The sequence below is a fragment of the Pseudomonas sp. TE36184 genome (assembly GCF_054060055.1).
Genome location: NZ_JBSSCU010000001.1, coordinates 5,903,749 through 5,927,784, shown reverse-complemented (window position 1 = coordinate 5,927,784; position 24,036 = coordinate 5,903,749). Strand labels below are relative to the sequence as shown.

21 protein-coding genes are annotated in these 24,036 nt (G+C 62.2%); 12 read left to right on the top strand and 9 right to left on the bottom strand.

Annotated elements, in window-relative coordinates; genetic code table 11:
• Positions 1 to 287 precede the first annotated feature (287 nt).
• A complete protein-coding gene (locus ACVWZP_RS26815; protein ID WP_186354534.1) occupies positions 288 to 1,328 on the top strand; it encodes an AAA family ATPase in 1,041 nt (346 codons plus the stop codon).
• A 7-nt stretch (positions 1,329 to 1,335) separates the two neighbouring features.
• A complete protein-coding gene (locus ACVWZP_RS26810) occupies positions 1,336 to 2,667 on the top strand; it encodes a DUF58 domain-containing protein (protein ID WP_046382239.1) in 1,332 nt (443 codons plus the stop codon).
• 60 nt (positions 2,668 to 2,727) lie between these two features.
• Here the strand turns inward: ACVWZP_RS26810 and ACVWZP_RS26805 are convergent, their stop codons facing one another.
• Positions 2,728 to 3,087 carry a PilZ domain-containing protein gene (locus tag ACVWZP_RS26805; protein ID WP_046385190.1) on the bottom strand — a complete coding sequence of 120 codons (360 nt, stop codon included), beginning with the start codon at positions 3,085 to 3,087 and terminating at the stop codon, positions 2,728 to 2,730.
• Positions 3,088 to 3,313: 226 nt separating this feature from the next.
• Positions 3,314 to 3,688 (bottom strand): tetratricopeptide repeat protein, encoded by a 375-nt coding sequence (locus ACVWZP_RS26800; RefSeq protein ID WP_017139782.1) that lies wholly within the window; start codon positions 3,686 to 3,688, stop codon positions 3,314 to 3,316.
• A 172-nt stretch (positions 3,689 to 3,860) separates the two neighbouring features.
• On the opposite strand from ACVWZP_RS26800, the gene pyk reads away from it, so the two are divergent.
• Positions 3,861 to 5,312, top strand: coding sequence for a pyruvate kinase (gene pyk / locus ACVWZP_RS26795; protein WP_104902557.1), 1,452 nt, complete (start codon positions 3,861 to 3,863; stop codon positions 5,310 to 5,312).
• A gap of 92 nt (positions 5,313 to 5,404) precedes the next feature.
• Here the strand turns inward: pyk and ACVWZP_RS26790 are convergent, their stop codons facing one another.
• Positions 5,405 to 6,349 carry an iron-sulfur-binding ferredoxin reductase gene (locus tag ACVWZP_RS26790; RefSeq protein WP_177032136.1) on the bottom strand — a complete coding sequence of 315 codons (945 nt, stop codon included), beginning with the start codon at positions 6,347 to 6,349 and terminating at the stop codon, positions 5,405 to 5,407.
• Between the two features lie 217 nt (positions 6,350 to 6,566).
• On the opposite strand from ACVWZP_RS26790, the gene ACVWZP_RS26785 reads away from it, so the two are divergent.
• The 5 genes from ACVWZP_RS26785 to ACVWZP_RS26765 all read left to right on the top strand — a co-directional run bounded on the left by ACVWZP_RS26785 (position 6,567) and on the right by ACVWZP_RS26765 (position 13,740).
• Positions 6,567 to 8,090: a fumarate hydratase gene (locus ACVWZP_RS26785; RefSeq protein WP_017846082.1), complete on the top strand. Its 1,524-nt coding sequence runs from the start codon at positions 6,567 to 6,569 to the stop codon at positions 8,088 to 8,090.
• Between the two features lie 105 nt (positions 8,091 to 8,195).
• Positions 8,196 to 9,962, top strand: coding sequence for a sensor histidine kinase (locus ACVWZP_RS26780; RefSeq protein WP_046382236.1), 1,767 nt, complete (start codon positions 8,196 to 8,198; stop codon positions 9,960 to 9,962).
• Positions 9,956 to 11,281: a sigma-54-dependent transcriptional regulator gene (locus tag ACVWZP_RS26775; RefSeq protein ID WP_017846084.1), complete on the top strand. Its 1,326-nt coding sequence runs from the start codon at positions 9,956 to 9,958 to the stop codon at positions 11,279 to 11,281. The genes ACVWZP_RS26780 and ACVWZP_RS26775 overlap by 7 nt, the downstream gene beginning before the upstream one ends.
• Positions 11,282 to 11,497: 216 nt before the next feature.
• Positions 11,498 to 12,817 (top strand): MFS transporter, encoded by a 1,320-nt coding sequence (locus tag ACVWZP_RS26770; RefSeq protein ID WP_046382234.1) that lies wholly within the window; start codon positions 11,498 to 11,500, stop codon positions 12,815 to 12,817.
• A gap of 290 nt (positions 12,818 to 13,107) precedes the next feature.
• Positions 13,108 to 13,740, top strand: a complete 633-nt coding sequence (locus ACVWZP_RS26765; RefSeq protein WP_046382233.1) for a flavin reductase family protein — start codon at positions 13,108 to 13,110, stop codon at positions 13,738 to 13,740.
• Between the two features lie 129 nt (positions 13,741 to 13,869).
• Here ACVWZP_RS26765 and ACVWZP_RS26760 read toward each other — a convergent pair whose 3' ends face one another.
• Positions 13,870 to 14,115, bottom strand: coding sequence for a hypothetical protein (locus ACVWZP_RS26760; RefSeq protein ID WP_017846087.1), 246 nt, complete (start codon positions 14,113 to 14,115; stop codon positions 13,870 to 13,872).
• Between the two features lie 41 nt (positions 14,116 to 14,156).
• Complete coding sequence (locus ACVWZP_RS26755) at positions 14,157 to 14,498, bottom strand: antibiotic biosynthesis monooxygenase family protein (protein ID WP_046382232.1); 342 nt, start codon at positions 14,496 to 14,498, stop codon at positions 14,157 to 14,159.
• Positions 14,499 to 14,825: 327 nt separating this feature from the next.
• Here ACVWZP_RS26755 and ACVWZP_RS26750 point away from each other — a divergent pair, with 327 nt between their 5' ends.
• Entirely contained in the window at positions 14,826 to 15,755 is a 930-nt protein-coding gene (locus tag ACVWZP_RS26750; RefSeq protein WP_046382231.1) for an AraC family transcriptional regulator, read from the top strand.
• A 130-nt stretch (positions 15,756 to 15,885) separates the two neighbouring features.
• Here ACVWZP_RS26750 and ACVWZP_RS26745 read toward each other — a convergent pair whose 3' ends face one another.
• From ACVWZP_RS26745 to edd, 4 genes are all read right to left on the bottom strand, one after another.
• Positions 15,886 to 17,313 carry an ATP-binding protein gene (locus ACVWZP_RS26745; RefSeq protein WP_162231530.1) on the bottom strand — a complete coding sequence of 476 codons (1,428 nt, stop codon included), beginning with the start codon at positions 17,311 to 17,313 and terminating at the stop codon, positions 15,886 to 15,888.
• 31 nt (positions 17,314 to 17,344) lie between these two features.
• Positions 17,345 to 18,079: a response regulator gene (locus ACVWZP_RS26740; protein WP_046382230.1), complete on the bottom strand. Its 735-nt coding sequence runs from the start codon at positions 18,077 to 18,079 to the stop codon at positions 17,345 to 17,347.
• 123 nt (positions 18,080 to 18,202) lie between these two features.
• The gene (locus tag ACVWZP_RS26735; protein ID WP_108524491.1) at positions 18,203 to 19,162 is read right to left on the bottom strand and encodes a glucokinase; all 960 of its coding nucleotides are present in this window, start codon (positions 19,160 to 19,162) and stop codon (positions 18,203 to 18,205) included.
• Positions 19,159 to 20,985, bottom strand: a complete 1,827-nt coding sequence (edd, locus tag ACVWZP_RS26730) for a phosphogluconate dehydratase (protein WP_046382228.1) — start codon at positions 20,983 to 20,985, stop codon at positions 19,159 to 19,161. Before edd ends, ACVWZP_RS26735 begins: the two co-directional genes overlap by 4 nt.
• Positions 20,986 to 21,206: 221 nt before the next feature.
• On the opposite strand from edd, the gene gap reads away from it, so the two are divergent.
• The 3 genes from gap (at position 21,207) to ACVWZP_RS26715 (ending at position 23,960) form a co-directional block, all read left to right on the top strand.
• A complete protein-coding gene (gene gap, locus ACVWZP_RS26725) occupies positions 21,207 to 22,208 on the top strand; it encodes a type I glyceraldehyde-3-phosphate dehydrogenase (protein WP_057004545.1) in 1,002 nt (333 codons plus the stop codon).
• Positions 22,209 to 22,398: 190 nt separating this feature from the next.
• The gene (locus ACVWZP_RS26720; protein ID WP_017846095.1) at positions 22,399 to 22,917 is read left to right on the top strand and encodes an RNA polymerase sigma factor; all 519 of its coding nucleotides are present in this window, start codon (positions 22,399 to 22,401) and stop codon (positions 22,915 to 22,917) included.
• A gap of 74 nt (positions 22,918 to 22,991) precedes the next feature.
• A complete protein-coding gene (locus ACVWZP_RS26715; protein WP_261754633.1) occupies positions 22,992 to 23,960 on the top strand; it encodes a FecR family protein in 969 nt (322 codons plus the stop codon).
• Positions 23,961 to 24,036: the final 76 nt, after the last annotated feature.

Below are 24,036 nucleotides of genomic sequence, written 5' to 3'. Positions count from 1 at the left end.
AGAGAGCGTCTTATTGAGGTTTACAAAGCATAGCCAGTCTGTAGTGTCTTCTCTTGAGCGGCCACACTTCCATTGCCCTAGGCATCAGGGGATGATCCGGAAGGCAGTGCCACTGGCGCCTGGAGGCATCCCTCCAAACCGAAGCGGGTCATTATGGCCCACGCGTCGTCTGTCGAGCGCCAAAAGTCGGGGACTATCATGGAATGAAAGTTGTGCATATCGACCTGATTCCATTCATCCGGCCCATAAAAACCCAACAATAGTTAGATTAGGTAAGTATCTGATTTATGGATAATACAACCAATGTAACAATGAATAAGGCTCCGGAAATCATCAGCGAATTTCCAACACCCACTGCCCTGACCACCGAAACCCTGCAACACGCCAGCCGCCAAGCCCAGGCGTTGCGCGTTGAGCTGCGCAAGGCGGTGATTGGCCAGGACCAGGTAATCGACGACGTCCTCACCGCCTTGATCGCCGGCGGCCACGTGCTGCTTGAAGGCGTACCCGGCCTGGGCAAGACCTTGTTGGTTCGGGCCCTGGCCCGTTGCTTCGGCGGCGACTTCGCGCGCATCCAGTTCACGCCGGACCTGATGCCCAGCGATGTCACCGGGCACGCCGTGTACGACCTGCACACCGAGCAGTTCAAGCTGCGCAAGGGGCCGTTGTTTACCCACCTGTTGCTGGCCGACGAGATCAACCGCGCGCCGGCCAAGACCCAGGCCGCCTTGCTCGAGGCCATGCAGGAGCGCCAAGTGACCCTTGAGGGCGAAGCGCTGCCCATCGGCCAACCGTTCATGGTGCTGGCCACCCAGAACCCCATCGAGCAGGAAGGCACCTACCCGCTGCCCGAGGCCGAACTGGACCGTTTCATGCTCAAGGTGCGGATGGACTACCCCGACTCCCAACAAGAGCTGGAGATGGTGCGCGAAGTCACGCGCTCATCCCGGGCCGACATGCTCGACGTACAACCCCTGCGCACCGTGCTGCAAGCCGAGGACGTGTTGCAACTGCAACAGATCGCCAGCGAACTGGCGCTGGATGAGCAAGTGCTCGACTACGCCGTGCGCCTGGCACGGGCCACCCGCAGTTGGCCGGGGCTGACCATCGGTGCCGGCCCACGCGCATCCATTGCCCTGGTGCGCGGCGCCCGTGCCCGCGCCTTGCTGCGCGGGGGCGAGTTCGTCACCCCGGACGACATCAAGGGCTGCGCCCTGGCGGTGCTGCGTCATCGCGTTCGCATCGCCCCCGAGCTGGATATCGACGGACTGGAAGTGGACCAGGTCCTCCAGCAACTGCTGGACCAGATTTCGGCACCTCGGCAATGACCCATCCATGAAGCCGACCCGTCTGCTGTTGATCTGGCTCGGCGTGCTGCTGGGCCTGAATATATTGCTGGGCGCCGCACAGGCGTTGCAGCTCCCGGTGCCCGACAGCCTGCATTCGGTGGCCTGGGGTCTGCTGCTGGCGCTGTTGTTGCTGGCGCTATTGGACGCGATGCGCCTGCGCCGTCGTCCGTCCGCGCGAATACAACGGCAGATGCCCGGCAGCCTGGCATTGGGGCGCTGGGGCGAAGTACGCCTGACGCTTGAACACGATTACCCACAACCGCTGACGGTGCAGGTGTTCGATCACGTCCCCGACGGCCTGAGCCTGGAACACATGCCGCAGTCGATCGAACTGCGCCCCGGCGAACGCAGCGAGCTGGGCTATCGGCTGCGCCCCCTGCGGCGTGGGCACTTCAGTTTCAGTCGCTGCGAGCTGCACCTGCCCAGCCCCTTGGGGTTGTGGTCCGCACGGCGCTTTATTGAGGTCAGCGATGCCACCCGGGTCTATCCGGATTTCGCCCGCCTGTATGGCGCGCAGCTCTTGGGTGTAGATAACTGGCTGAGCCAGTTGGGCGTGCGTCAACGCCAGCGCCGGGGGTTGGGGCTGGAGTTTCATCAACTGCGCGAGTTTCGCGAGGGCGACAGCCTGCGGCAGATCGACTGGAAAGCCACCGCACGCCAACGCACGCCGATCGCCCGGGAATACCAGGACGAACGCGACCAGCAGATCGTGTTCATGCTCGATTGTGGTCGACGCATGCGCAGCCAGGACGCAGAGCTGTCCCACTTCGATCACGCGCTCAATGCCTGCCTGCTGCTCAGTTATGTTGCCTTGCGCCAGGGCGATGCCGTCGGCCTATGCACCTTTGCCTGCGACCAGCCGCGCTACCTGGCGCCCGTCAAGGGCACCGGGCAGTTGAATCTGTTGCTCAACACCGTCTACGACCTCGACACCACGCGACGCGCGGCCGACTACGAAGCCGCGGCCAACCAGTTGCTGGCTCGGCAGAAACGCCGGGCGCTGGTGATCGTGGTGAGTAACCTGCGGGATGAGGACGATGAGGCACTGCTGACCGCGGTCAAACGCATCAGCCGGCAACACCGGGTACTGGTCGCCAGCCTGCGCGAAGAAGTACTCGACCAACTGCGCCTTTCGCCGGTGCAAACCCTGCCCGAAGCGCTGGCCTACAGCGGCACCGTCGACTACCTCAATCAACGCGACGAACTGCATGACCGCCTGAACGCCCATGGGTTGTCGGTACTGGATACGCGCCCCTCGGAGTTGGGCGCCGCCCTGGTGACACGTTACCTGGGCTGGAAAAAAGCCGGCGTTCTGTGAAAACAGCGCACACCCCGGCTTGGGTCGCCACACCCAAGCCGGGGCGACTGCACGCTATGTCTAAGCGGACGCCTGTAAGGGGTCAAAGCTGAAATACTGCAGCAAGGCATTGATCAGTTGGCCGTATTCGGCAGGCGCCTCAGCCACGCTGAAACCCGAGTCGTAATGCTGGGGATTGATGTCCTCGTGACTCCATAAACAGGTCGCCGTGAAATCAACTGCCTGGAAATCACCGTCGACCGTGGGAATCTTCAAGCGCAGCTCGAACGCCACGTCGACCATCATCGGCAATTGACTGATCAACATCAGTCCTTCTGCGGATACGTTACCCAAGTAACCAATGGGCTTATCCGTAAGCCGGTTGAACACTTGCAGGAAACAAGACAATTGATGCCGCTCAATTCGTCGGTCGGTAAACATGATGATATCGCCATCCATTGGCCATAACTCTGGCCACGCCAGTGATTCGGAACGGGCTAAACACCCCGCTCTCCCTGGAGATCGGTGCGACAACAGCTAGCGCTTTGCCACTCTACAGCCTGCCAATCCCAAGTGTTCCATCCGTTTGGACACAAACTTGTACAAACGGACATTCAAAGAATAGCCTAAGACTGGCAACGGGCCAGCTACGCAACGACAAATACCATCACAACGACGCCGGACGTGGCTGCGCAACGCTCGCGCCGGAGTAGTGCCCCAGTTGTTGCAGGGTGTCGAGACGCGCACGGGCCCGGTAGGCGTACTCGCTGGACGGGTACTGGTTGATGATGAACTGATAGGTTTGCACCGCGTCGACGAACAGCTTCTGTCGCTCCAAACACTGCCCGCGCAACATCGAGACCTCCGGCTGCACATAGCGCCGGGTGCGACTTTCCCGGTCGACCTGGGACAATTCCAGGGTCACGCGCTCGCAGTCACCAACCCCATACGCACGGTAGGCGTTGTTCAAATGGTGGTCCATCGACCAGCGGGTACAGCCGACAACACTGACGGCCAGGGCAGCAATGAGCAAAATTCGCATGAGGGTTCTCCTGTCTTGTGCAGTGTATCGACCCCTCGTCAAAAATCTTCAAGGTTGTTCAGCTATTCAACCGGAGCGAAAAGCGAATCGCCGATAAGTAGTGCAAACGAACAATGACTACAACCAAAGAGCATAGTAGCCTTCCTCAGCGCTTGAACTCAGGAGTCTGTGCATGTCCGTCCGTCGTACCAAAATCGTCGCCACCCTTGGCCCGGCCAGTAACTCGCCGGAAGTCCTCGAACAGCTGATTCTGGCTGGTTTGGACGTTGCCCGTCTGAACTTCTCCCACGGCACCCCGGACGAGCACAAGGCTCGCGCCAAGCTGGTGCGTGACCTGGCCGCCAAACACGGCCGCTTCGTCGCATTGCTGGGTGACCTGCAAGGCCCGAAAATCCGCATCGCCAGATTCACCGACAAACGGATCGAGCTGAAGATCGGTGACACGTTCACCTTCTCCACCAGCCACCCGCTGACCGACGGCAACCAGCACGTCGTGGGTATCGACTACCCGGACCTGGTCAAGGATTGCGGCGTCGGCGACGAACTGCTGCTGGACGACGGCCGCGTGGTCATGCGAGTCGACACCGCCAGCGTCACCGAACTGAACTGCACCGTGCTCATCGGCGGCCCGCTGTCGGATCACAAAGGCATCAACCGTCGCGGTGGTGGCCTGACGGCGCCAGCCCTGACTGAAAAAGACAAGGCCGACATCAAGCTCGCCGCCGAAATGGAAGTGGACTACCTCGCGGTGTCCTTCCCACGCGACGCTGCCGACATGGAATACGCGCGCAAACTGCGCGACGAAGCCGGTGGTACTGCCTGGCTGGTGGCGAAGATCGAACGCGCCGAAGCCGTGGCCGATGACGAAACCCTCGACGGCCTGATCAAAGCGTCCGACGCGGTGATGGTTGCCCGTGGCGACCTGGGCGTGGAAATCGGTGATGCCGAGCTGATCGGTATCCAGAAAAAAATCATCCTGCACGCACGCCGCCACAATAAAGCAGTGATCGTGGCGACCCAGATGATGGAGTCGATGATCCAGAACCCGATGCCGACCCGCGCCGAAGTGTCCGACGTGGCCAACGCCGTGCTCGACTATACCGACGCCGTGATGCTCTCGGCTGAAAGTGCCGCTGGCCCGTACCCGCTGGAAGCCGTCCAGGCCATGGCGCGTATCTGCATCGGTGCCGAAAAGCACCCGACCAGCAAGACCTCCAGCCACCGCATCGGCAAAGTGTTCGAAAGCTGCGACCAGAGCATCGCCCTGGCCGCCATGTACACCGCCAACCACTTCCCTGGCGTCAAAGCGATCATCGCCCTGACCGAAAGTGGCTACACGCCGTTGATCATGTCGCGTATCCGTTCCTCGATACCGATCTACGCGTTCTCCCCGCACCGCGAAACCCAGGCCCGCGCGGCGTTGTTCCGTGGTGTCTACACCGTACCGTTCGACCCGGCGTCGTTGCCGCCTGAGCAAGTCAGCCAGGCTGCCATCGACGAACTGCTCAAGCGTGGCGTGGTGGAGAAAGGCGACTGGGTCATCCTGACCAAGGGCGACAGCTACCACACCATCGGCGGCACCAACGGCATGAAGATCCTGCACGTTGGCGACCCAATGGTCTGAGTGATCTGCTGAAAAAACAAAGCCCCGCCCTGTGAATGGCGGGGCTTTTTGCTTTGCGGCTCACGGTAATGGGCTTGCCTGTGGAAACGTCATCAGCACCCGCTGATCGACCTGGACAGGAACACATCAGCCAACAGTTGATTGCGCGGCAGCCCCGCCAGGAACAGGCGCTTGGAGAACGCCTCGACGCTGGCCGGATGCCCGCAGAGCAAGGCCAGTGTTTGCCGGGAAACCAGCCGCAGTTGCGCCAAGGCCGGGGTCAACTGCGCCGCCGTCCACAGCTCCACCGTCAGGTTCGGATGGCGCTCGGCCAGCGCTGCCAGGGGCTCGGCCAAGTAGTGACCGCTGGCATCGTGGGCCAGGTGAATCAAGCGGATCGCGCCTTGGTGGTCCTGGCGCAACGCCTCACGCAACACGCCCCACAACGGGCCCAGGCCGGTGCCGGACGCCAACAGCCACAGCGGCCGGGTTTGCCAGTCGGGGTCGTACTGCAAAGCGCCGCCGCGCAGTTCGCCCAGGCGCAGACGGTCACCGACGCGCAACTGTCGAGCGGCATCGCTGAACGCGCCGGGCTGACGGCAGTCGAGATGAAACTCCAGGAACGGATCTTCCTCGGGCAGGCTGGCCAAGGAATACGGGCGCGCCACCGGCCCCGCCCACAACACCAGATGCTGCCCGGCCCGGTAGCGCAGGCCGCGCTCCGGTTGCAGGCGCAGGCGCAGCACATGCGTGCTCAACCACTCCACGCCGACCACCGCGGCCGGCACGCCGTCACGGCTCGGGTCAAACGCTTCGACGTGCAGGTCCGCCGTCACCCGGCACTGGCAGGCCAGGCGCCAGCCGTTCTCGCGTTGCGTCGGGCTGAGGGCGTCGGGCTGCTGATCCTCGACCTCGCCCCGGCAACGCACCAGGCACGCATGGCAACTGCCGGCGCGGCAACTGTAGGGCACGGCAACGCCGGCCTGGTTCAGGGCATCCAACAGGTTGCTGCCGGTGGAGACCGACCAGTGGCGTTCGCCGACGTACAGTTCAGGCATACAAGGTCTCGGATCAAAAAAGCCTACACAGGGAATCACGCCCGGCAGAGTTTGACCATAGTCGGGTGTATCGGCCACCGTGCCGGGTTATACTGCCGCGCCTTTTTAGCGTCGCGCCAGCATCACTCGGCGTGCCTTGGAAAGGTGGTTTCAGCCGACCGATACACCCCACTGAAGCCACCTTTATTGAATGTTCCCTTATAGAGGAGCGCGACTCATGACCGTGATCAAGCAAGACGACCTGATTCAGAGCGTTGCCGACGCCCTGCAATTCATTTCCTACTACCACCCCGTTGACTTCATCCAGGCAATGCACGAAGCCTACCTGCGCGAAGAATCGCCGGCTGCCCGTGACTCCATCGCCCAGATCCTGATCAACTCGCGCATGTGTGCCACCGGCCACCGCCCGATCTGCCAGGACACCGGTATCGTCACCGTGTTCGTGCGCGTGGGCATGGACGTGCGCTGGGACGGCGCCACCATGGGCCTGGACGACATGATCAACGAAGGCGTGCGTCGCGCCTACAACCTGCCGGAAAACGTCCTGCGTGCTTCGATCCTCGCCGACCCGGCGGGCGCGCGTAAAAACACCAAGGACAACACCCCGGCGGTGATCCACTACTCCATCGTCCCGGGTAACACCGTGGAAGTGGACGTGGCCGCCAAGGGCGGTGGTTCCGAGAACAAGTCGAAAATGGCCATGCTCAACCCGTCCGACTCGATCGTCGACTGGGTGCTCAAGACCGTTCCGACCATGGGCGCCGGCTGGTGCCCACCGGGCATGCTCGGCATCGGCATCGGCGGCACCGCCGAGAAAGCCGCCGTGATGGCCAAGGAAGTGTTGATGGAATCCATCGACATCCACGAGCTGAAAAAGCGTGGCCCTTCCAACCGTATCGAAGAGATGCGCCTGGAGCTGTTCGAGAAGGTCAACCAACTGGGCATCGGCGCCCAGGGCCTGGGTGGCCTGACCACCGTGCTCGACGTGAAGATCATGGATTACCCGACCCACGCCGCCTCCCTGCCGGTGTGCATGATCCCCAACTGCGCCGCCACCCGTCACGCGCACTTCGTGCTCGACGGTTCGGGCCCGGCATCGCTGGAAGCGCCACCGCTGGACGCCTACCCGGAAATCGTCTGGGAAGCCGGCCCGTCGGCCCGTCGTGTCAACCTCGACACCCTGACCCCGGAAGACGTGCAGAGCTGGAAGCCGGGCGAAACCGTGTTGCTCAACGGCAAGATGCTGACTGGTCGCGACGCGGCGCACAAGCGCATGGTCGAGATGCTGAACAGGGGCGAAACCCTGCCAGTGGACCTCAAGGGTCGCTTCATCTACTACGTCGGCCCGGTTGATCCGGTGCGCGACGAAGTGGTTGGCCCTGCCGGCCCGACCACCGCGACGCGGATGGACAAGTTCACCCGTCAGATCCTCGAACAGACCGGCCTGCTGGGCATGATCGGCAAATCCGAGCGCGGCCCGACCGCCATCGAAGCGATCAAGGACTACAAGGCCGTGTACCTGATGGCCGTAGGCGGTGCTGCTTACCTGGTGGCGCAAGCCATCAAGAAATCGCGCGTGGTGGCTTTCGCCGAACTGGGCATGGAAGCGATCTACGAGTTCGAAGTGAAAGACATGCCGGTCACCGTTGCGGTGGACAGCAAAGGCGAATCCGTCCACATCACCGGTCCTGCCATCTGGCAGAAAAAGATCAGTGAAAGCCTGGCGGTAGAAGTGCAGTAAACGCTTCTTCGCACCGATAAAGGCGACTGCGGCTACACAGCCCAGTCGCCTTTTTTATTGCGCATGCTATGGTGCTCCCCCCTAATTGCAGCTGTTCATCTCCGTATGATCGCGATCCCTCGCCCCCTGCGCCTGACCTTCTACTCCCTGTTGATCATCGCCGGTGCGGTGCTAGCCGCTGCCTTGGCCACCCGCCACGCTGAACGCCAGGCCCTGGTGGACGATGCCGCCCGTGCCAATCAGCAATTAGCGCTGTATGCCAACTCGCTGCACACCCTGATCGAACGCTACCGCGCCCTGCCCGCCGTGCTGGCACTGGATTCGGAAATGATCAGCGCGTTGAAAGGCCCGCTGGATGCCGCGACCCAGGACCTGCTCAACCGTAAACTGGAACGTATCAACGGCGCCGCGCAGTCCTCCACATTGGAACTGATGGACCGCACCGGCCTGGCCGTGGCCGCGAGCAACTGGAAGCTGCCGAGCAGTTACGTCGGGAACAATTATGCGTTCCGGCCATATTTCAGGCAGACCCTGAGCCAGGGCACCGGGCGCTTTTATGCGGTCGGGGTGACCACCGGCGTGCCGGGGTATTTCCTATCCAGCGCGGTGCTCGATGAACACGAACAGTTCCTCGGCGCGATGGTGGTCAAACTGGAGTTCCCCGAACTCGAGCGCGAATGGGCCCAGGGCAACGACCTGCTGCTGGTCAGCGATGCGCGCGGCATTGTGTTTATTGCCAACCAGCCGGGCTGGCGTTATCGCAACCTGCGCCCGCTGTCGGCCAGCGACCTCGCCGAACTCACGGCCACCCGCCAGTACGACAAGAAACAGCTGCAATCGCTGGAGACCCAGACCCTGCAGCGTTTCGACGAAAACAGCCACCTGATGCGCGTCAACGGCCCCGACGGCAACGCCCGGTACCTCTGGGAATCCCTGCCGCTGAAGGGCGAAGGCTGGACCTTGCACCTGCTGCGCAAACCCCAGTTCGCCTTCGAAGACCAACGCAACGCCGGCCTCGCCGCCGCCGGTTCGTGGCTGGCGCTGGTGTTCCTGGTGCTGTTCCTGACCCAGCGCTGGCGCCTGGCCCGCATGCGTCAGCGCAGCCGCGAAGAGCTCGAACAGCTTGTCGAGGAGCGCACCCAGGCCCTGCGCACGGCCCAGGATGGTTTGGTGCAATCGGCCAAGCTGGCGGCGCTGGGGCAGATGTCTGCCGCCCTCGCCCATGAAATCAACCAGCCGCTGACCGCACAGCGCATGCAATTGGCGACCCTGCGCCTGCTGCTCGACCATGGCCGCGTGGAAGATGCCTACAAGGCGCTCACACCACTGGACGACATGCTCACCCGCATGGCCGCGCTGACCGGCCACCTCAAGACCTTCGCCCGCAAAAGCCCCAGCGGCCTGCGCGAGCGCCTGGACTTGGCCAGTGTGGTCGACCAGGCCCTGCAACTGCTCGACGCACGCCTGCGCGATGAAGGCATCGGCACCGTGCTGGACCTGACCCGCCCCGCCTGGGTCCGTGGCGACGCGATCCGCCTGGAACAGGTACTGATCAACCTGTTGCGCAATGCCCTCGACGCCATGGCCAACAAGCCGCGCAAACGCCTGGAAATCCGCCTGCACGCCGATGAGCAACTGTGGCAACTGACCGTCAGCGACAGCGGCGGCGGCATCGCCGAAGAACACCTGAACAGCGTGTTCGACCCGTTCTTCACCACCAAGCCCGTGGGTGATGGACTCGGCTTGGGGCTGGCGGTGTCCTACGCTATCGTGCATGAACTGGGTGGACGCCTGTGCGTCGCTAACCGTGGCGACGGCGCGGTGTTTACCCTGACCCTGCCTATCGCGCTGGAGACGCCGGAGCTATGTTGAATGCGGTGATTGTGGTCGATGACGAAGCCAGCATTCGCACAGCCGTTGAGCAATGGTTGAGCCTGTCGGGATTTGACGTGCAGTTGTTCAGTCGCGCCGAGGCCTGCCTGGCGCAACTGCCCAAGGACTTTCCCGGGGTGGTGTTGAGCGACGTGCGTATGCCCGGCCTCAGCGGCCTGGAACTGCTGGCCGAAGTGCGGCGGCGCGACGCCGACTTACCGGTGATCCTGCTGACCGGCCATGGCGATGTGCCGATGGCCGTCGAGGCCATGCGCGACGGGGCCTACGACTTCCTGGAAAAACCCTTCAGCCCCGAAGCCCTGCTCAACAGCCTGCGTCGCGCCCTCGATAAACGTGGGCTGATCCTGGAAAACCGCCGCCTGCATCAACAAGCCGATCATCGGACACAACTGGAAAACAGCCTGTTGGGCGTGTCCCGCAGCATGCAGAACCTGCGCCGCCAGGTGCTCGACCTGGCGACGTTGCCGGTCAATGTGCTGATCCGCGGCGAGACCGGCAGCGGCAAGGAACTGGTCGCCCGCTGCCTGCACGACTTCGGCCCGCGGGCGAAGAAAGCCTTTGTCGCGCTCAATTGCGCGGCAATCCCCGAGCAGCTGTTTGAAGCCGAGCTGTTCGGCCACGAGAGCGGCGCGTTTACCGGCGCTCAGGGCAAGCGTATCGGCAAGCTGGAATACGCCCACGGCGGCACGCTGTTTCTGGATGAAATCGAAAGCATGCCCCTGGCCCAGCAAGTCAAATTGCTGCGGGTGTTGCAGGAGCAGAAGTTGGAGCGACTGGGCTCCAATCAGAGCATCCACGTCGATCTGCGCATCATCGCTGCGACCAAACCGGACCTGTTGGAAGAAGCCCGCGCCGGACGTTTTCGCGAAGACCTGGCCTATCGGCTGAACGTCGCACAACTGCGCCTGCCGCCCTTGCGCGAGCGCCGTGAAGATATACCGCTACTGTTCGATCACTTTGCGCAAAGCGCCGCCGAACGCCTGGGCCGCAGCGTTGAACCGCTGAGTGGCGCGCAACTGGGGCGCCTGCTCAGCCATGACTGGCCGGGCAACGTACGCGAACTGGCCAACGTCGCCGAACGCCAGGTGCTGGGGCTGGGCGAACCGGAGCCCGAAGGCATCGAGGCCGGGCAATCATTGGCGGCGCAACAGGAAGCCTTCGAGGCCCACTGCCTGAAAGCCGCACTGACCCGACACAAAGGCGATATCAAGGCAGTACTGGCCGAGCTGCAACTGCCCCGGCGCACCTTCAACGAGAAAATGCAGCGGCATGGGTTGGTGCGCGAGATGTTTCTCTAGGGCGTTCTTTGTGGTGTTTTCAAAGACGCCATCGTAGGCACGCCATAAGCGGATTTCCGCTCACCCACCCCAGAACCATCGGCGGCTTTCCGCTCAAAAAAAGCTGCAAACCCTTCTAGATCGGGCCTTCCCCCACCTGGCACAGCTCCTGCTATAGCCCCAGTCAGGCTGTGCTCAGGCACGCTCCATAAAAACAACTATCTGAAGGTTCCTTCAATGGATAACTCCAATACTTTGCCTCTGGGGTCGGCGGCCGCGCCGGCGAAAGAACGCACCACCACCAGCCGCATCAAATCGATCTTCAGCGGATCGGTCGGCAACATGGTCGAGTGGTACGACTGGTACGTCTACGCGGCGTTCTCGCTGTACTTCGCCAAAGCCTTCTTCCCGAAAGGCGACACCACCGCCCAACTGCTCAACACCGCTGCGATCTTCGCCGTGGGCTTCCTGATGCGCCCGATCGGCGGCTGGCTGATGGGCCTGTATGCCGACCGCGCCGGTCGCAAGGCCGCGTTGATGGCCTCGGTGCTGCTGATGTGCTTCGGCTCGCTGATCATCGCCCTGAGCCCGGGTTATGAAACCATCGGCGTCGGCGCACCGATCCTGCTGGTGTTCGCCCGTCTGCTGCAAGGCTTGTCGGTGGGTGGCGAATATGGCACCTCGGCCACTTACCTGAGTGAAATGGCGACCAAGGAGCGTCGCGGTTTCTTCTCCAGCTTCCAGTACGTGACCCTGATCTCCGGCCAGCTCATAGCCCTGGCGGTGCTGATCGTGCTGCAACAAGTGCTCACCACCGAGCAACTGTACGATTGGGGCTGGCGTATCCCATTCGCCATCGGCGCCCTGTGTGCAGTGGTCGCGCTGTACCTGCGTCGCGGCATGGAAGAAACCGAGTCGTTCACCAAGAAGGAAAAAGCCAAGGAAAGCGCAATGCGTACCTTGATGCGCCACCCCAAGGAACTGATGACCGTGGTCGGCCTGACCATGGGCGGCACCCTGGCCTTCTACACCTACACCACCTACATGCAGAAGTACCTGGTGAACACCGTCGGCATGAGCATTTCCGACTCCACCACCATCTCGGCGGCGACGCTGTTTCTGTTCATGTGCCTGCAACCCCTGGTCGGCGCGCTGTCGGACAAAGTCGGCCGCCGTCCGATCCTGATCGCCTTCGGCATCCTCGGCACGCTGTTCACCGTGCCGATCCTGACCACCCTGCACACCATCCAGACCTGGTGGGGCGCGTTCTTCCTGATCATGGCGGCGCTGATCATCGTCAGCGGCTACACCTCGATCAACGCGGTGGTGAAGGCTGAGCTGTTCCCCACCGAAATCCGCGCGCTGGGCGTGGGCCTGCCGTATGCGCTGACCGTATCGATCTTCGGCGGCACCGCTGAATACATCGCGCTGTGGTTCAAGAGCATCGGCATGGAAACCGGCTACTACTGGTACGTGACCGCATGTATCGCGGTGTCGTTGGTGGTCTACGTGACCATGAAAGACACCCGCAAGCACTCGCGGATCACCACGAACTAACCGCCGAACGCAGTCACGAATGTGGGAGGGGGCTTGCTCCCGATCGCGGTGTATCAGTCAACTTGTCTCAAGCTGACCCACCGCCATCGGGAGCAAGCCCCCTCTCACATGTGGAATCAGGACAACTCTGGGCCGACTTATAGGGGGGGGTCGACCGCGCGCGCAGACTGAACGGGACGCAGTGAAAAATAGGTGGGCGCTGAATGAAAATTCCATAGGGTCGATGGAAATTCGCCGCCATGGCTTGCACTATGACGGCCTCCCAGAAAAGCGCAGCAGGAACCCCAGCCATGTCTGACGACAGCTACTACTACGAACCCGCCAAGGGCCACGGCCTGCCCCATGACCCGTTCAACGCCATCGTCGGCCCGCGACCGATCGGTTGGATTTCGTCCCACGACAGTGAGGGCCACCTGAACCTGGCGCCCTACAGTTTCTTCAATGCGTTCAACTACATTCCGCCGATCATTGGGTTTTCCAGTGTCGGGCGCAAAGACAGCCTGAACAACATCGAACAGACCGGCGAGTTTGTGTGGAACCTGGCCACCCGTCCGTTGGCCGAGCAGATGAACCAGAGCTGTGCCGCCGTGCCGCCGCAGGTGAATGAGTTCGAGTTGTCCGGCCTGACGCCGGTGGCCTCGAAGATCGTCGGCGTGCCGCGAGTGGGCGAGAGCCCGGTGGCGTTCGAGTGCAAGGTCACGCAGATCATTCAGCTGCAGCGCGCCGACCATGTGCTGGTACCCAGCTGGCTGGTGCTGGGCGAGGTGGTCGCGGTGCATATTGCCAAGTGGCTGCTCAAGGATGGGATCTACGACACCGCCGCCGCCGAGCCGATCCTGCGTGGCGGCGGCCCGGCGGATTACTTCCAACTGGGCCCCGAGGCGCTGTTCAAAATGTATCGCCCAGGCGTCACCCAAGCCTGACTGCAATGCAATGCAATAAAAATGTGGGAGGGGGCTTGCCCCCGATGGAGGTGTGTCAGTCAGCCTATCTGTAGCTGAAACACCGCTATCGGGGGCAAGCCCCCTCCCACATTAGATCAGCGGCGTGCGTTAGTTTGTGGCAGTCGCCCAGGTCAACTGACCTTCTGCGTCGACGTCGGTCAACAACTCAAGGTGCAGCGTCGCCGCATCATCGGCATCGGATGCCGTCTTGAACTTCTGTCCATCCAGGATCTTGTGAAACTGCGGTGCGCCCATGCCATCGAGTGCCTTGACGGCGACGGCGGCGCTGTAGCCCCCTTCGCCCGGTACTACGGCGGAAACGGCTTCGTGGTGGGCAAATTGTTTACGTGCCATGTTGCAGGTCCTGGCCAATGGAAAGTCGGCCATTCTAAACCCTAACCGGCGAGTTGCAGGTACTCGCCGTAAGCACTGGCGGCGGATGCATCGGTGAAGGTCTGGAAGTCCATGCTGCGCACGACTGCGTCGTTCAACAGCTCGGTGAAGATCATCAGGGCTGGCGAGTTGAAGTAGGCACTCATCGCCTGCTCGCTGCTCCAGAGGCCCGAGACCAGCCAGACATCGGGGTCGACCTGGGAATGCTGCAACGAAAATTGCAGGCAACCCTGAGCCTGACGGCCCGGTTCGATCAAACTGCTCAAACGAGCACCGAGTTCGGTGCTGCAGCCGCTACGGGCGCGGATAAAGGCCATATGGCTCGCGGGAATGGGGGTGGACATGTTCGACTCTCCCGTTGAGAAGTGATGCTCGGCAAACACTGTGAGGGTGTGTTGCCACAGGATCAAAGATAACGGCGCGGGTCGAGACGCGGTTAGTCGATTCCTGCCGGCTTATTGCACAATCCTGCGAAAAGCGTAGACAGGACGATTGCCCGCCGGTTTTATTCCACCGGCAAACGCCTTGTTTCAGGGACGTGACAACCGCCGCGCTTGCCTGATTCACGCAGCTTCGCAGGATCAGGCAAGGATCGAGCAGAATCGACATAACACGGTTTGCACCGCCACCGCTAAGCTGAGCCCATCAAAGAAGCCTGCAGAGGACGCCCTATGTCGTCGCCCGAACCTAAGCCCGTGCCCCTCGATGCCGAGATGGAAAAACAGCGCGCCGAACTGGCCAGCATCGTGCGTCGGCATACCTGGGAAGACGGCTCCTACGGTACGGCGATCACGTCACTGTTCCTGAACCGCCACAACACCCCGCGCGACTTCAGCCCGGTGCTGGTGGAGCCCGCCTTGTGCATCCTGGCCAATGGCCGCAAGGAAGTGCGCCTGGCCGATGAAATCTTCGCCTATGACCCGCTCAATTACCTGGTGTTTTCGGTGTCGATGCCCGTGGCCGGGCGGATCATCGATGCCACCGCGCAAGACCCGAACCTGTCGATCCGCATCAACATCGACCCGGCGCAGCTCACCGCCCTGATCGCAGAAGCCGGACCGATGGGCGTGCCATCGCGCCCGACTGCGCGTGGGATGTACGTCGACCGCCTCGACAACCAACTGCTCGACGCCGTACTGCGCTTGACGCGCTTGCTCGATTCGCCCAAAGACATTGCGATGCTGGCGCCGTTGATCAGCCGTGAAATTCTCTACCGCTTGTTACGTGGGCCGCAGGGCTATCGGCTGTATGAAATTGCCGTAGCCAACAGTCAGAGTCATCGGGTCAGCCAGGCGATCAAATGGCTCAATGGCAACTACGAACAACCGCTGCGCATCGATGACCTGGCCAGGGAAGTGAACCTGAGCGTCTCGACCTTGCACCACCGCTTCAAGGCCATCACCGCGATGAGCCCGCTGCAATACCAGAAGCAGTTGCGCTTGCAGGAGGCGCGGCGGCTGATGCTTGCCGAAGGTCTGGAAGCCTCCGCGGCGGGGTATCGGGTGGGGTATGAAAGCCCGTCGCAGTTCAGCCGCGAATACAGCCGGCTGTTTGGTGCGCCGCCACTGCGGGATTTGGCCAGGTTGCGTCAGAGCGTGTGATTCACTGCCGATCAGATGTGGGAGGGGTGGTTCGACTTGCTCCCGATGGCAGTGAGTCAGCTAAAGATAAGCTGACTGTTGCACCGCTATCGGGAGCAAGCTCCCTCCCACATTTGATCGGCGGCGCTGCTTAGTCGAGGGTGCGGGGCAGTTGCAAGGTGACCCGCAAGCCACCCTCGCGCAAATTCTGCAAACTCACTTCGCCGCCATGGCTGTGCGCTATGTTGCGCGCGATGCCCAGGCCCAGGCCGTAGCCCTGCTGCTGGCCGGCGAGGCGGAAGTGCGGTTCGAAGACTTGCTCCAGGCGCTGTTCCGGCACGCCGGGGCCTTCGTCGTCGACGTGCAGGATGAACTCCGCGCCATCGTCCTCGATATGCAAATGGGCGTTCTGCCCGTACTTCAATGCGTTGTCGATCAGGTTGCCGATGCAGCGCTTGAGCGCCAGCGGCTTGCCCGGGTACGGTGCCAACGCGCGCCCATGCTGGGTCACGCGGCCGTTGCCGTTGGGCGCCAGGTACGGTTCCACCAGGCAGTCGAGCACATGGTTGAGGTCCACCGGCTCGATGTTTTCGTGGATGTCGGTGTCTTTCACGCATTGCAGCGCGCCTTTGACCAGCAACTCCAACTCGTCCAGGTCGCGGCCGAATTTGGTTTGCAGGTTTTCATCTTCAAGCAATTCAACCCGCAGGCGCAGGCGTGTGATCGGTGTGCGCAAGTCGTGGGAAATTGCACTGAACAACTGGCTGCGCTCGGTGAGGTAACGGCTGATGCGCTCGCGCATGGCATTGAATGCGCGCCCGACTTCGACCACTTCACTGCCGCCGCCTTCGGCCACCGGCTCCACGTCGGCGCCCAGCGACATGTCCCGCGCCGCCCGCGCCAGGCGCTTGAGCGGCCGGCTCTGCCAGTGGACCAACAGGCCGATGAACAGCAGCAAAAAGCCGCTGGTCAGCACGATAAACCACACTTGCTGCGACGGCAGGCCTTGTTCTTCGAGGCTGGTGTACGGCTCGGGCAACAGCGAGGCGATGTACAGCCATTCGCCGGGGGCGAGTTGGATCTGGGTGACCAGCACGGGCGGGTTCACCGGTTCCAGGGTCAGCGCGTAATGCGCCCAGGAGCGTGGCAGCTCATCAAGTTTCAACCCGGCGTTGAAGATGCGCAGGTCTTCGGCGCTGACGAATTCCACCGAGATATGCACATCGGCGCCCAAGGTCTGGCGCAACACTTCATCGACCGCCTTGAGCACCGCTTGCTTGCGCGGGGTCTGCGGCAAGATCGCCATGTCCAGCGGGCGGTCGTTGAGCGTCACCACAAACCGTGTGCCGCCCATGCTGCGCAATTGGTCGAGGACCAACGGGCGATAAGCCACCGGCAACGAACGGAAATAGCTCACGCTGGCGGTCATCGAATGCGCCAGGCTGCGGGCGCTGGTGACCAGGCCTTCGAGCTGGGTGGCGCGCAATTGCGAGACCCAGATCACGCTGGACAGCGCCTGGGCGAACAACACCGCGAGCAGCGTCAGCAGGAGCATGCGCCCGAGCAGCGAGCGCGGCACCGGGAAGCGGCGGCGACGTTCGCTCAGGTGTTCAGTGGACACTGCCGGCAACCACGCTGGCTGCCAGTTGATAACCGCTGCCGCGCACGGTGCGGATCAGCCTCGGTGGTTTTTCCGTGTCGCGCAGGCGTTGGCGCAGACGGCTGACGGCCATGTCGACGATCCGGTCGAGCGGCATCAGGTCGCGGCCACGGGTGGCATTGCCGATGGTGTCGCGGTCGAGGATCTGTTGCGGGTGGTCGAGAAACAGCTTGAGCAGGGCAAAGTCGGCCCCGGAGAGAATCACCTCTTCACCGTCGACGTGAAACAGTCGGTGGCTGATCGTGTCCAGGCGCCATTCATCGAACGCCAACACGTCGCCATTGCCGCCGCGCTCCTGGCCGAACTGGCAGCGGCGCAACAGTGCCTTGATCCGCGCCTGCAACTCGCGGGGGCTGAAAGGCTTGCCGATGTAGTCGTCGGCGCCCAGCTCCAGGCCGATCACACGGTCGGCTTCGTCGGAACTGGCGGTGAGCATGATGATCGGCACCTGCGCCTGGCGCGGGTGCTGGCGAATCCAGCGACACAGGCTGAAGCCGTCTTCGTCCGGCAACATCACATCGAGGATGACCAGGTCGCACGGCGCCTCGTCCATCGCCTGGCGGAACCCCGCACCGTCCGGCACGCCACGCACCTGGAAACCGGCGCGACTGAGGTAGGTTTGCAGCAATTCGCGGATTTCCTGGTCGTCGTCGACGAGGAGAATCGATTTACTGATTACGCTCACGGGGTCCTCCTTGTTGTTATGGCCATGCTGTAGGAGCGAGCTTGCTCGCGAAAATCCTGAGGCTGCCGCGTATCACCTGATGCGCTTCGTTATCGTCAACGTTCTTCGCGAGCAAGCTCGCTCCTACATGGCAAATGCCTGTTCAAGCGCCACACCCGCCCCGGTCAACCCGGAATACGGCGCCGTCACCAGCCATACCGGAATGCCCTTGAAGTAGTCGCTCATGCAGCCTTTGTCACTGAAGCTCTTGGCAAAATCGCTGTGGATAAAGAAGTCGGCAAACCGCGGGATCACCCCGCCGACGATATACACACCGCCCCGTGCGCCGGTGGTCAGGACGTTGTTACCGGCTACGCGGCCCAGCCAGATACTGAACTGGTTCAACACTTCCATCGCCACCGGGTCGCCGGCCAGGCCTGCCGCCGTGATCGCTTCCGGCGTATCCAGCACCGGCGAGTGACCATCCACCGCACAGATCGCCCGATACACCCGTGGCAAACCTGCACCACTCAAGGCGCTTTCGGCGCTGACATGGCCGATCTCATTGTAAATGTGCTGCCACAGCTGGGCTTCCCGCGGGCTGCTCAGGGGCAGGTCGACATGGCCGCCCTCCCCCGGCAACGCGGCCCAACGGCCGCCGCCCAGGTCGAGCAAGGTGCCGACGCCCAGGCCGGTGCCCGGACCGATCACCACCGCAGGGCGCAACGGTTCCGGCGTGCCAGGGCAGACCACGCAGAATTCGTCGGGCTTCAAGCGGGTCATGCCCAGGGCCATGGCCGAGAAGTCATTGACCAGCAGCAGTTCATCCACCTGCAAGGTGTTGCAAAACGCAGTCTTACTCAGGCGCCAGTGGTTGTTGGTGAATTTAAATTCATCACCGCTCACCGGCCCGGCCACCGACAGGCACACCGCGCCGATGTCGCCGATCGCCAGGCCTTCTTCCTTGAGGTAGACCTTGATCGCGTCCTCAGGGCTTTTATGATCCGCGGTGGCCTGCACCCGGATCGAATGCAGTGCCTGATCCCGCCACAACGCAAACCGGGCGTTGGTACCGCCAATATCACCGACCAGCGCAAGCTTCACTTAAGCGTCTCCAAGGCACAGGTAAAGGCGCTGGCGCCTTGCTCTGCGGAGCTTGCGGCCAAGCGCATAAATGCAAACAGCTCGCGACCGGCCCCCACGTTATTGCCCAACAGGCCCGTGGCAGGTGTGCGCGCTGCAAATTCTTCGGCGTCCACCTTAAGCTCCAAGGTGCCTTTGACGCCATCCACACGAATGATATCGCCATCGCGCACCCGTGCCAGCGGCCCGCCGCTCTGGGCTTCGGGGTTGACATGGATCGCGGCGGGGATCTTACCCGACGCGCCGGACATGCGCCCGTCCGTTACCAGCGCCACTTTGAAGCCACGGTCCTGCAACACGCCGAGGAACGGCGTCATCTTGTGCAATTCGGGCATGCCGTTGGAGCGCGGCCCCTGGAAGCGCATCACCGCGACAAAGTCTTTTTCCAACTGGCCGGCCTTGAACGCATCGGCCAGATCTTGCTGGTCCTGGAACACCACCGCTGGGGCTTCGACAACCTGGTGCTCGGGGGCCACGGCGGAGACTTTCATCACGCCACGGCCGAGGTTGCCTTGCATCACGCGCAAGCCACCTTCGGGCGAGAACGCGCGGGCTACCGGGCGCAGGATGGCTTCGTCGAGGCTTTCGATCGGGCCGTCGCGCCAGATCAGTTCGCCGTCGACCAGGAACGGTTCCTGGATGTAGCGGCTCAGGCCTTTGCCGGCCACGGTGTTGACGTCTTCGTGAAGCAGGCCGGCTTCGAGCAGTTCGCGGATCAGGAACGACATGCCGCCCGCCGCCTGGAAGTGGTTGATGTCGGCCTTGCCGTTTGGATACACGTGGGACAGGGTCGGCACCACCTCGGAGAGGTCGGCCATGTCTTGCCAGGTCAGGATGATCCCCGCCGACATGGCGATGGCCGGCATGTGCAGGGTGTGGTTGGTGGAACCGCCGGTAGCGTTGAGCGCAACGATGGCGTTGACGATGGATTTTTCGTCGACGATCTCGCCGATCGGCGTGAAGTTGCCGTTGGCCTTGGTCAGGCGCGTGACCTGATGCGCGGCTTCGCGGGTCAGCGCGTCACGCAGCGGCGTGTACGGGTTGACGAACGAGGCGCCGGGCAAATGCAGGCCCATCACTTCCATCAGCAACTGGTTGGTATTGGCGGTGCCATAGAAGGTGCAGGTGCCGGGGCTGTGGTAGGACTTCATCTCCGACTCCAGCAGCTCTTCGCGGCTGGCCTTGCCTTCGGCGTAGCGCTGGCGCACGTCGGCCTTCTGCTTGTTGGAGATGCCCGACGGCATTGGCCCGCCAGGAACGAAGATCATCGGCAGATGGCCGTAGCGCAGGGCGCCCATCATCAGGCCGGGGACGATCTTGTCGCAGATGCCCAACATCAGCGCAGCGTCGAACATGTTATGGGACAGCGCTACCGCCGTGGACATGGCGATGACTTCACGGCTGAGCAGGCTCAGCTCCATGCCCGGCTCGCCTTGGGTCACGCCGTCGCACATGGCGGGCGTGCCGCCGGCGAACTGGCCGACCGAGCCGACTTCGCGCAGGGCTTTTTTGATCTGGTCCGGGAAATGTTCATACGGCTGGTGCGCCGAGAGCATGTCGTTATATGACGAAACAATTGCCACGTTGGCGGCATTCATCATACGCAGACTATTTTTATCTTCGGTGCCGCAACCGGCCACGCCGTGGGCAAAGTTGGCGCATTGCAGCTTGCCGCGCATCGGGCCGTCGCTGGCGGCGCCGCGAATGAGCGCAAGGTAAGCCTCACGGGTTGCACGACTGCGGGCGATAAGCCGATCGGTGACCTCAAGAACGCGGGGATGCATGTGTAGAACTCCAGGCTAACGGATGTGGCGACCTGAGTGTCTATGCTGATCAAACGCCCGCGGCACATGGGATGGCAGAGAGTCGTTTGGATCATCGGACCAGTTGATTCAGGTCACTCGTTGTAGATTGAACAAAATATTGCCACTAAAAAGGCTTGTTTTCTATTTTTATGCGAATAATCTTGTAATTCTTACAACAAATCGACGACAGGCACTCTTCAATGACTCTTCGAATCGCAATCAATGGTTTTGGCCGTATCGGCCGCAATGTCCTGCGCGCACTGTATACCCAAGGCTATCGCCAGGATTTGCAGATCGTCGCGATCAATGACTTGGGCGACAGCTCGATCAATGCCCACCTGCTCAAATACGACACCGTCCACGGTACTTTCGATGCAGAAGTCGCACACGATCAGGAAAGCCTGACCGTCAATGGTGACCGGATCGCCGTCAGCGCCATTCGCAACCCGGCCGAGCTGCCCTGGGCTGCGCACAATATCGACGTGGTGTTCGAATGCACCGGCCTGTTCACCGACCGGGCCAAGGCTGCTGCCCATATTAGCGCCGGCGCGCGCAAGGTGATCATCTCTGCCCCGGCCAAAGGCGCGGATGCCACCGTGGTCTACGGGGTAAATCATGACATTTTGCGTCAATCCCACCAGATCATCTCCAACGCTTCCTGCACCACCAACTGCCTGGCACCCGTGGCCCAGGTGCTGCACCGCGAGCTGGGCATCGAGAGCGGCCTGATGACCACCATCCATGCCTACACCAACGACCAGAACCTGACCGACGTCTACCACACCGACCCCTACCGCGCGCGCTCGGCCACCCAGAACATGATCCCGAGCAAGACCGGCGCCGCCGAAGCGGTCGGCCTGGTGCTGCCGGAACTGGCGGGCAAGCTGACCGGCATGGCCGTGCGGGTGCCGGTGATCAACGTATCGCTGGTGGACCTGACCGTGCAGTTGAAGAAAGACGCTACCGCCGAGGAAGTCAACGCGCTGCTCAAGGAAGCCAGCCAGCACTCGAAGATCCTCGGCTACAACACCCTGCCGCTGGTTTCCAGTGACTTCAACCACAACCCGCTGTCGTCGATCTTCGACGCCAACCACACCAAGTCCAGCGGCAAACTGCTGAAAGTGCTGGCCTGGTACGACAACGAGTGGGGCTTCTCCAACCGCATGCTGGACAACTGCCTGGCGCTCTGCAACGCCGAATAATCTTTTGTGGGAGGGGCGGTTCGACTTGCTCCCGATGGCGGTGTATCAGTCATGCATGTGTTGACTGACATTCCGTAATCGGGAGCAAGCCCCTCCCACATTTGATCGGTAGAGGCCCAGAGAAACAGCCACTTGCCATTTGTGCTGATGATACGCATTATCATTAACTACAAATCGGTCCGGTATCGCTGTGAGCCAATCTCGCTTCAACCAAGTCTTTCTCACCCAACGGGTGATTCTGCTACGCACCTTGCAGCGGATGGTGAACAACCACAGCACCGCCGAGGACCTGTTGCAGGAAACCTACCTGCGCGTGACCCGGGCCCTGGGCGAGCGGCCGATCGATCACCTCGAACCCTTCGTCTACCAGACCGCGCGCAACCTCGCGCTGGATCACTTGCGTTCCCGCAGGATACAGGCGCGCACACTGCAGGAAGATGTCCCGCTGGACGTCCTGCAAAGCGTCGCCGCCCCCATCAGCACGCCCGAAGACGCGACCCAGGCCGAGCAACTGCTTGAGCACCTGAGCATCAGCCTCGGCCAATTGAGTGCCCGCCAGCAACGGATTTTCATCCTCAGCCGCCTGCACGGTTGCAGTTACCAGGAGATTGCCGATCAATTGGAAGTGTCCTTGAGCACGGTGCAAAAGGAACTGAAATTGATCATGGCCATCTGTGTAGGTGTGGCCGAACGGCTGGATCAGCCTTAAGCTTCACCCGACAGAAATGTCGACCCAGGCTGTAGGAAAGATAAATAGAACGTGGCGAAGACCCGAGGCACACCGTGACCGACCCGAATAAACTGCGCCCCCATGCGCTGGCTCATGAGGTGTTGCAAGACCCGGCGATGGACCAGGCCCTCGACTGGCTGATCGCCCTGCAGTGCCCGCAACCCGGGCAGCAGGCCGCGTTCGAAGCCTGGCTGGCCGGCGACCCGGCACGCGTCCGTGCCTTCGGCAAAGCCCAGGCCGCCTGGGGCGGGGCGCCCGTCCACAGCGCCGCCGTCGCGCTGGCCGCACCGCGCAAACCCGGGGCCTGGCGCCGTATCAAACCGCATTGGAAACCACTGGCCACCGCCGCCGTGTTGATGCTCGGGCTGTTCAGCTTCAGCAACCTGCCGGTACGCCTGCAAGCTGACCACCTCACCGTGGTGGGTGAGCGCCAGCGCCTGCAATTGGATGAGGGCTCGAACGTCCTGCTGAACACCGATTCGGCGTTCTCCAGCACCACCCGGGATCACCAGCGCATCGCCCGCCTCTACCAAGGCGAAGCGTTTTTCGAGGTAACGCCCAACCGCGGCCTGCCCCTGGAAGTCGACGCCGGCCCGGTGCGCGCCAGCGTGCGCGACACCGCGTTCGCCGTGCGCTACCTCAACGGCGAAGCGCAGGTGCAGGTGCAGCGCGGCGACGTCGACCTGAGCAACACCTTCAACGATGCCCGCGTGCGCCTGAGCGCCGGGCAAAGCATCCGTATCGGTCCCAACGGCTTCGGTCAACCCGCCAGGCTCGACGCCAACAAGGACCTGGCCTGGGTCCAGGGCCGGCTGATCTTCGAAAACCGCCCGATGAGCGAAGTGCTCGCCGAATTGCGTCGCTACTACCCCGGCTGGATCGTCAACACCAACGACCAACTTGCCAGCGTCGCCGTCACCGGCAACTACCGCCTCGACCAACCGTTAGACGTAGTGCGTTCCCTGGCCCACATCACCTCGGCCAAGCTCTCTGAATACCCGGCATTGGTGATCCTGAACTAAATGAGAATTATTTTTACTCGATAGACCTCGGCTGTACGTCTCGTCTTAGCCAATGCAACTGATTCCTATTTGAACC

Coding starts and splice junctions, on each gene's coding strand:
- ACVWZP_RS26815 (WP_186354534.1), top strand. CDS start 288: ATGGATAATACAACCAATGTAACAATGAATAAGGCTCCGGAAATCATC.
- ACVWZP_RS26810 (WP_046382239.1), top strand. CDS start 1,336: ATGAAGCCGACCCGTCTGCTGTTGATCTGGCTCGGCGTGCTGCTGGGC.
- ACVWZP_RS26805 (WP_046385190.1), bottom strand. CDS start 3,087: ATGTTTACCGACCGACGAATTGAGCGGCATCAATTGTCTTGTTTCCTG.
- ACVWZP_RS26800 (WP_017139782.1), bottom strand. CDS start 3,688: ATGCGAATTTTGCTCATTGCTGCCCTGGCCGTCAGTGTTGTCGGCTGT.
- pyk (WP_104902557.1), top strand. CDS start 3,861: ATGTCCGTCCGTCGTACCAAAATCGTCGCCACCCTTGGCCCGGCCAGT.
- ACVWZP_RS26790 (WP_177032136.1), bottom strand. CDS start 6,349: ATGCCTGAACTGTACGTCGGCGAACGCCACTGGTCGGTCTCCACCGGC.
- ACVWZP_RS26785 (WP_017846082.1), top strand. CDS start 6,567: ATGACCGTGATCAAGCAAGACGACCTGATTCAGAGCGTTGCCGACGCC.
- ACVWZP_RS26780 (WP_046382236.1), top strand. CDS start 8,196: ATGATCGCGATCCCTCGCCCCCTGCGCCTGACCTTCTACTCCCTGTTG.
- ACVWZP_RS26775 (WP_017846084.1), top strand. CDS start 9,956: ATGTTGAATGCGGTGATTGTGGTCGATGACGAAGCCAGCATTCGCACA.
- ACVWZP_RS26770 (WP_046382234.1), top strand. CDS start 11,498: ATGGATAACTCCAATACTTTGCCTCTGGGGTCGGCGGCCGCGCCGGCG.
- ACVWZP_RS26765 (WP_046382233.1), top strand. CDS start 13,108: ATGTCTGACGACAGCTACTACTACGAACCCGCCAAGGGCCACGGCCTG.
- ACVWZP_RS26760 (WP_017846087.1), bottom strand. CDS start 14,115: ATGGCACGTAAACAATTTGCCCACCACGAAGCCGTTTCCGCCGTAGTA.
- ACVWZP_RS26755 (WP_046382232.1), bottom strand. CDS start 14,498: ATGTCCACCCCCATTCCCGCGAGCCATATGGCCTTTATCCGCGCCCGT.
- ACVWZP_RS26750 (WP_046382231.1), top strand. CDS start 14,826: ATGTCGTCGCCCGAACCTAAGCCCGTGCCCCTCGATGCCGAGATGGAA.
- edd (WP_046382228.1), bottom strand. CDS start 20,985: ATGCATCCCCGCGTTCTTGAGGTCACCGATCGGCTTATCGCCCGCAGT.
- gap (WP_057004545.1), top strand. CDS start 21,207: ATGACTCTTCGAATCGCAATCAATGGTTTTGGCCGTATCGGCCGCAAT.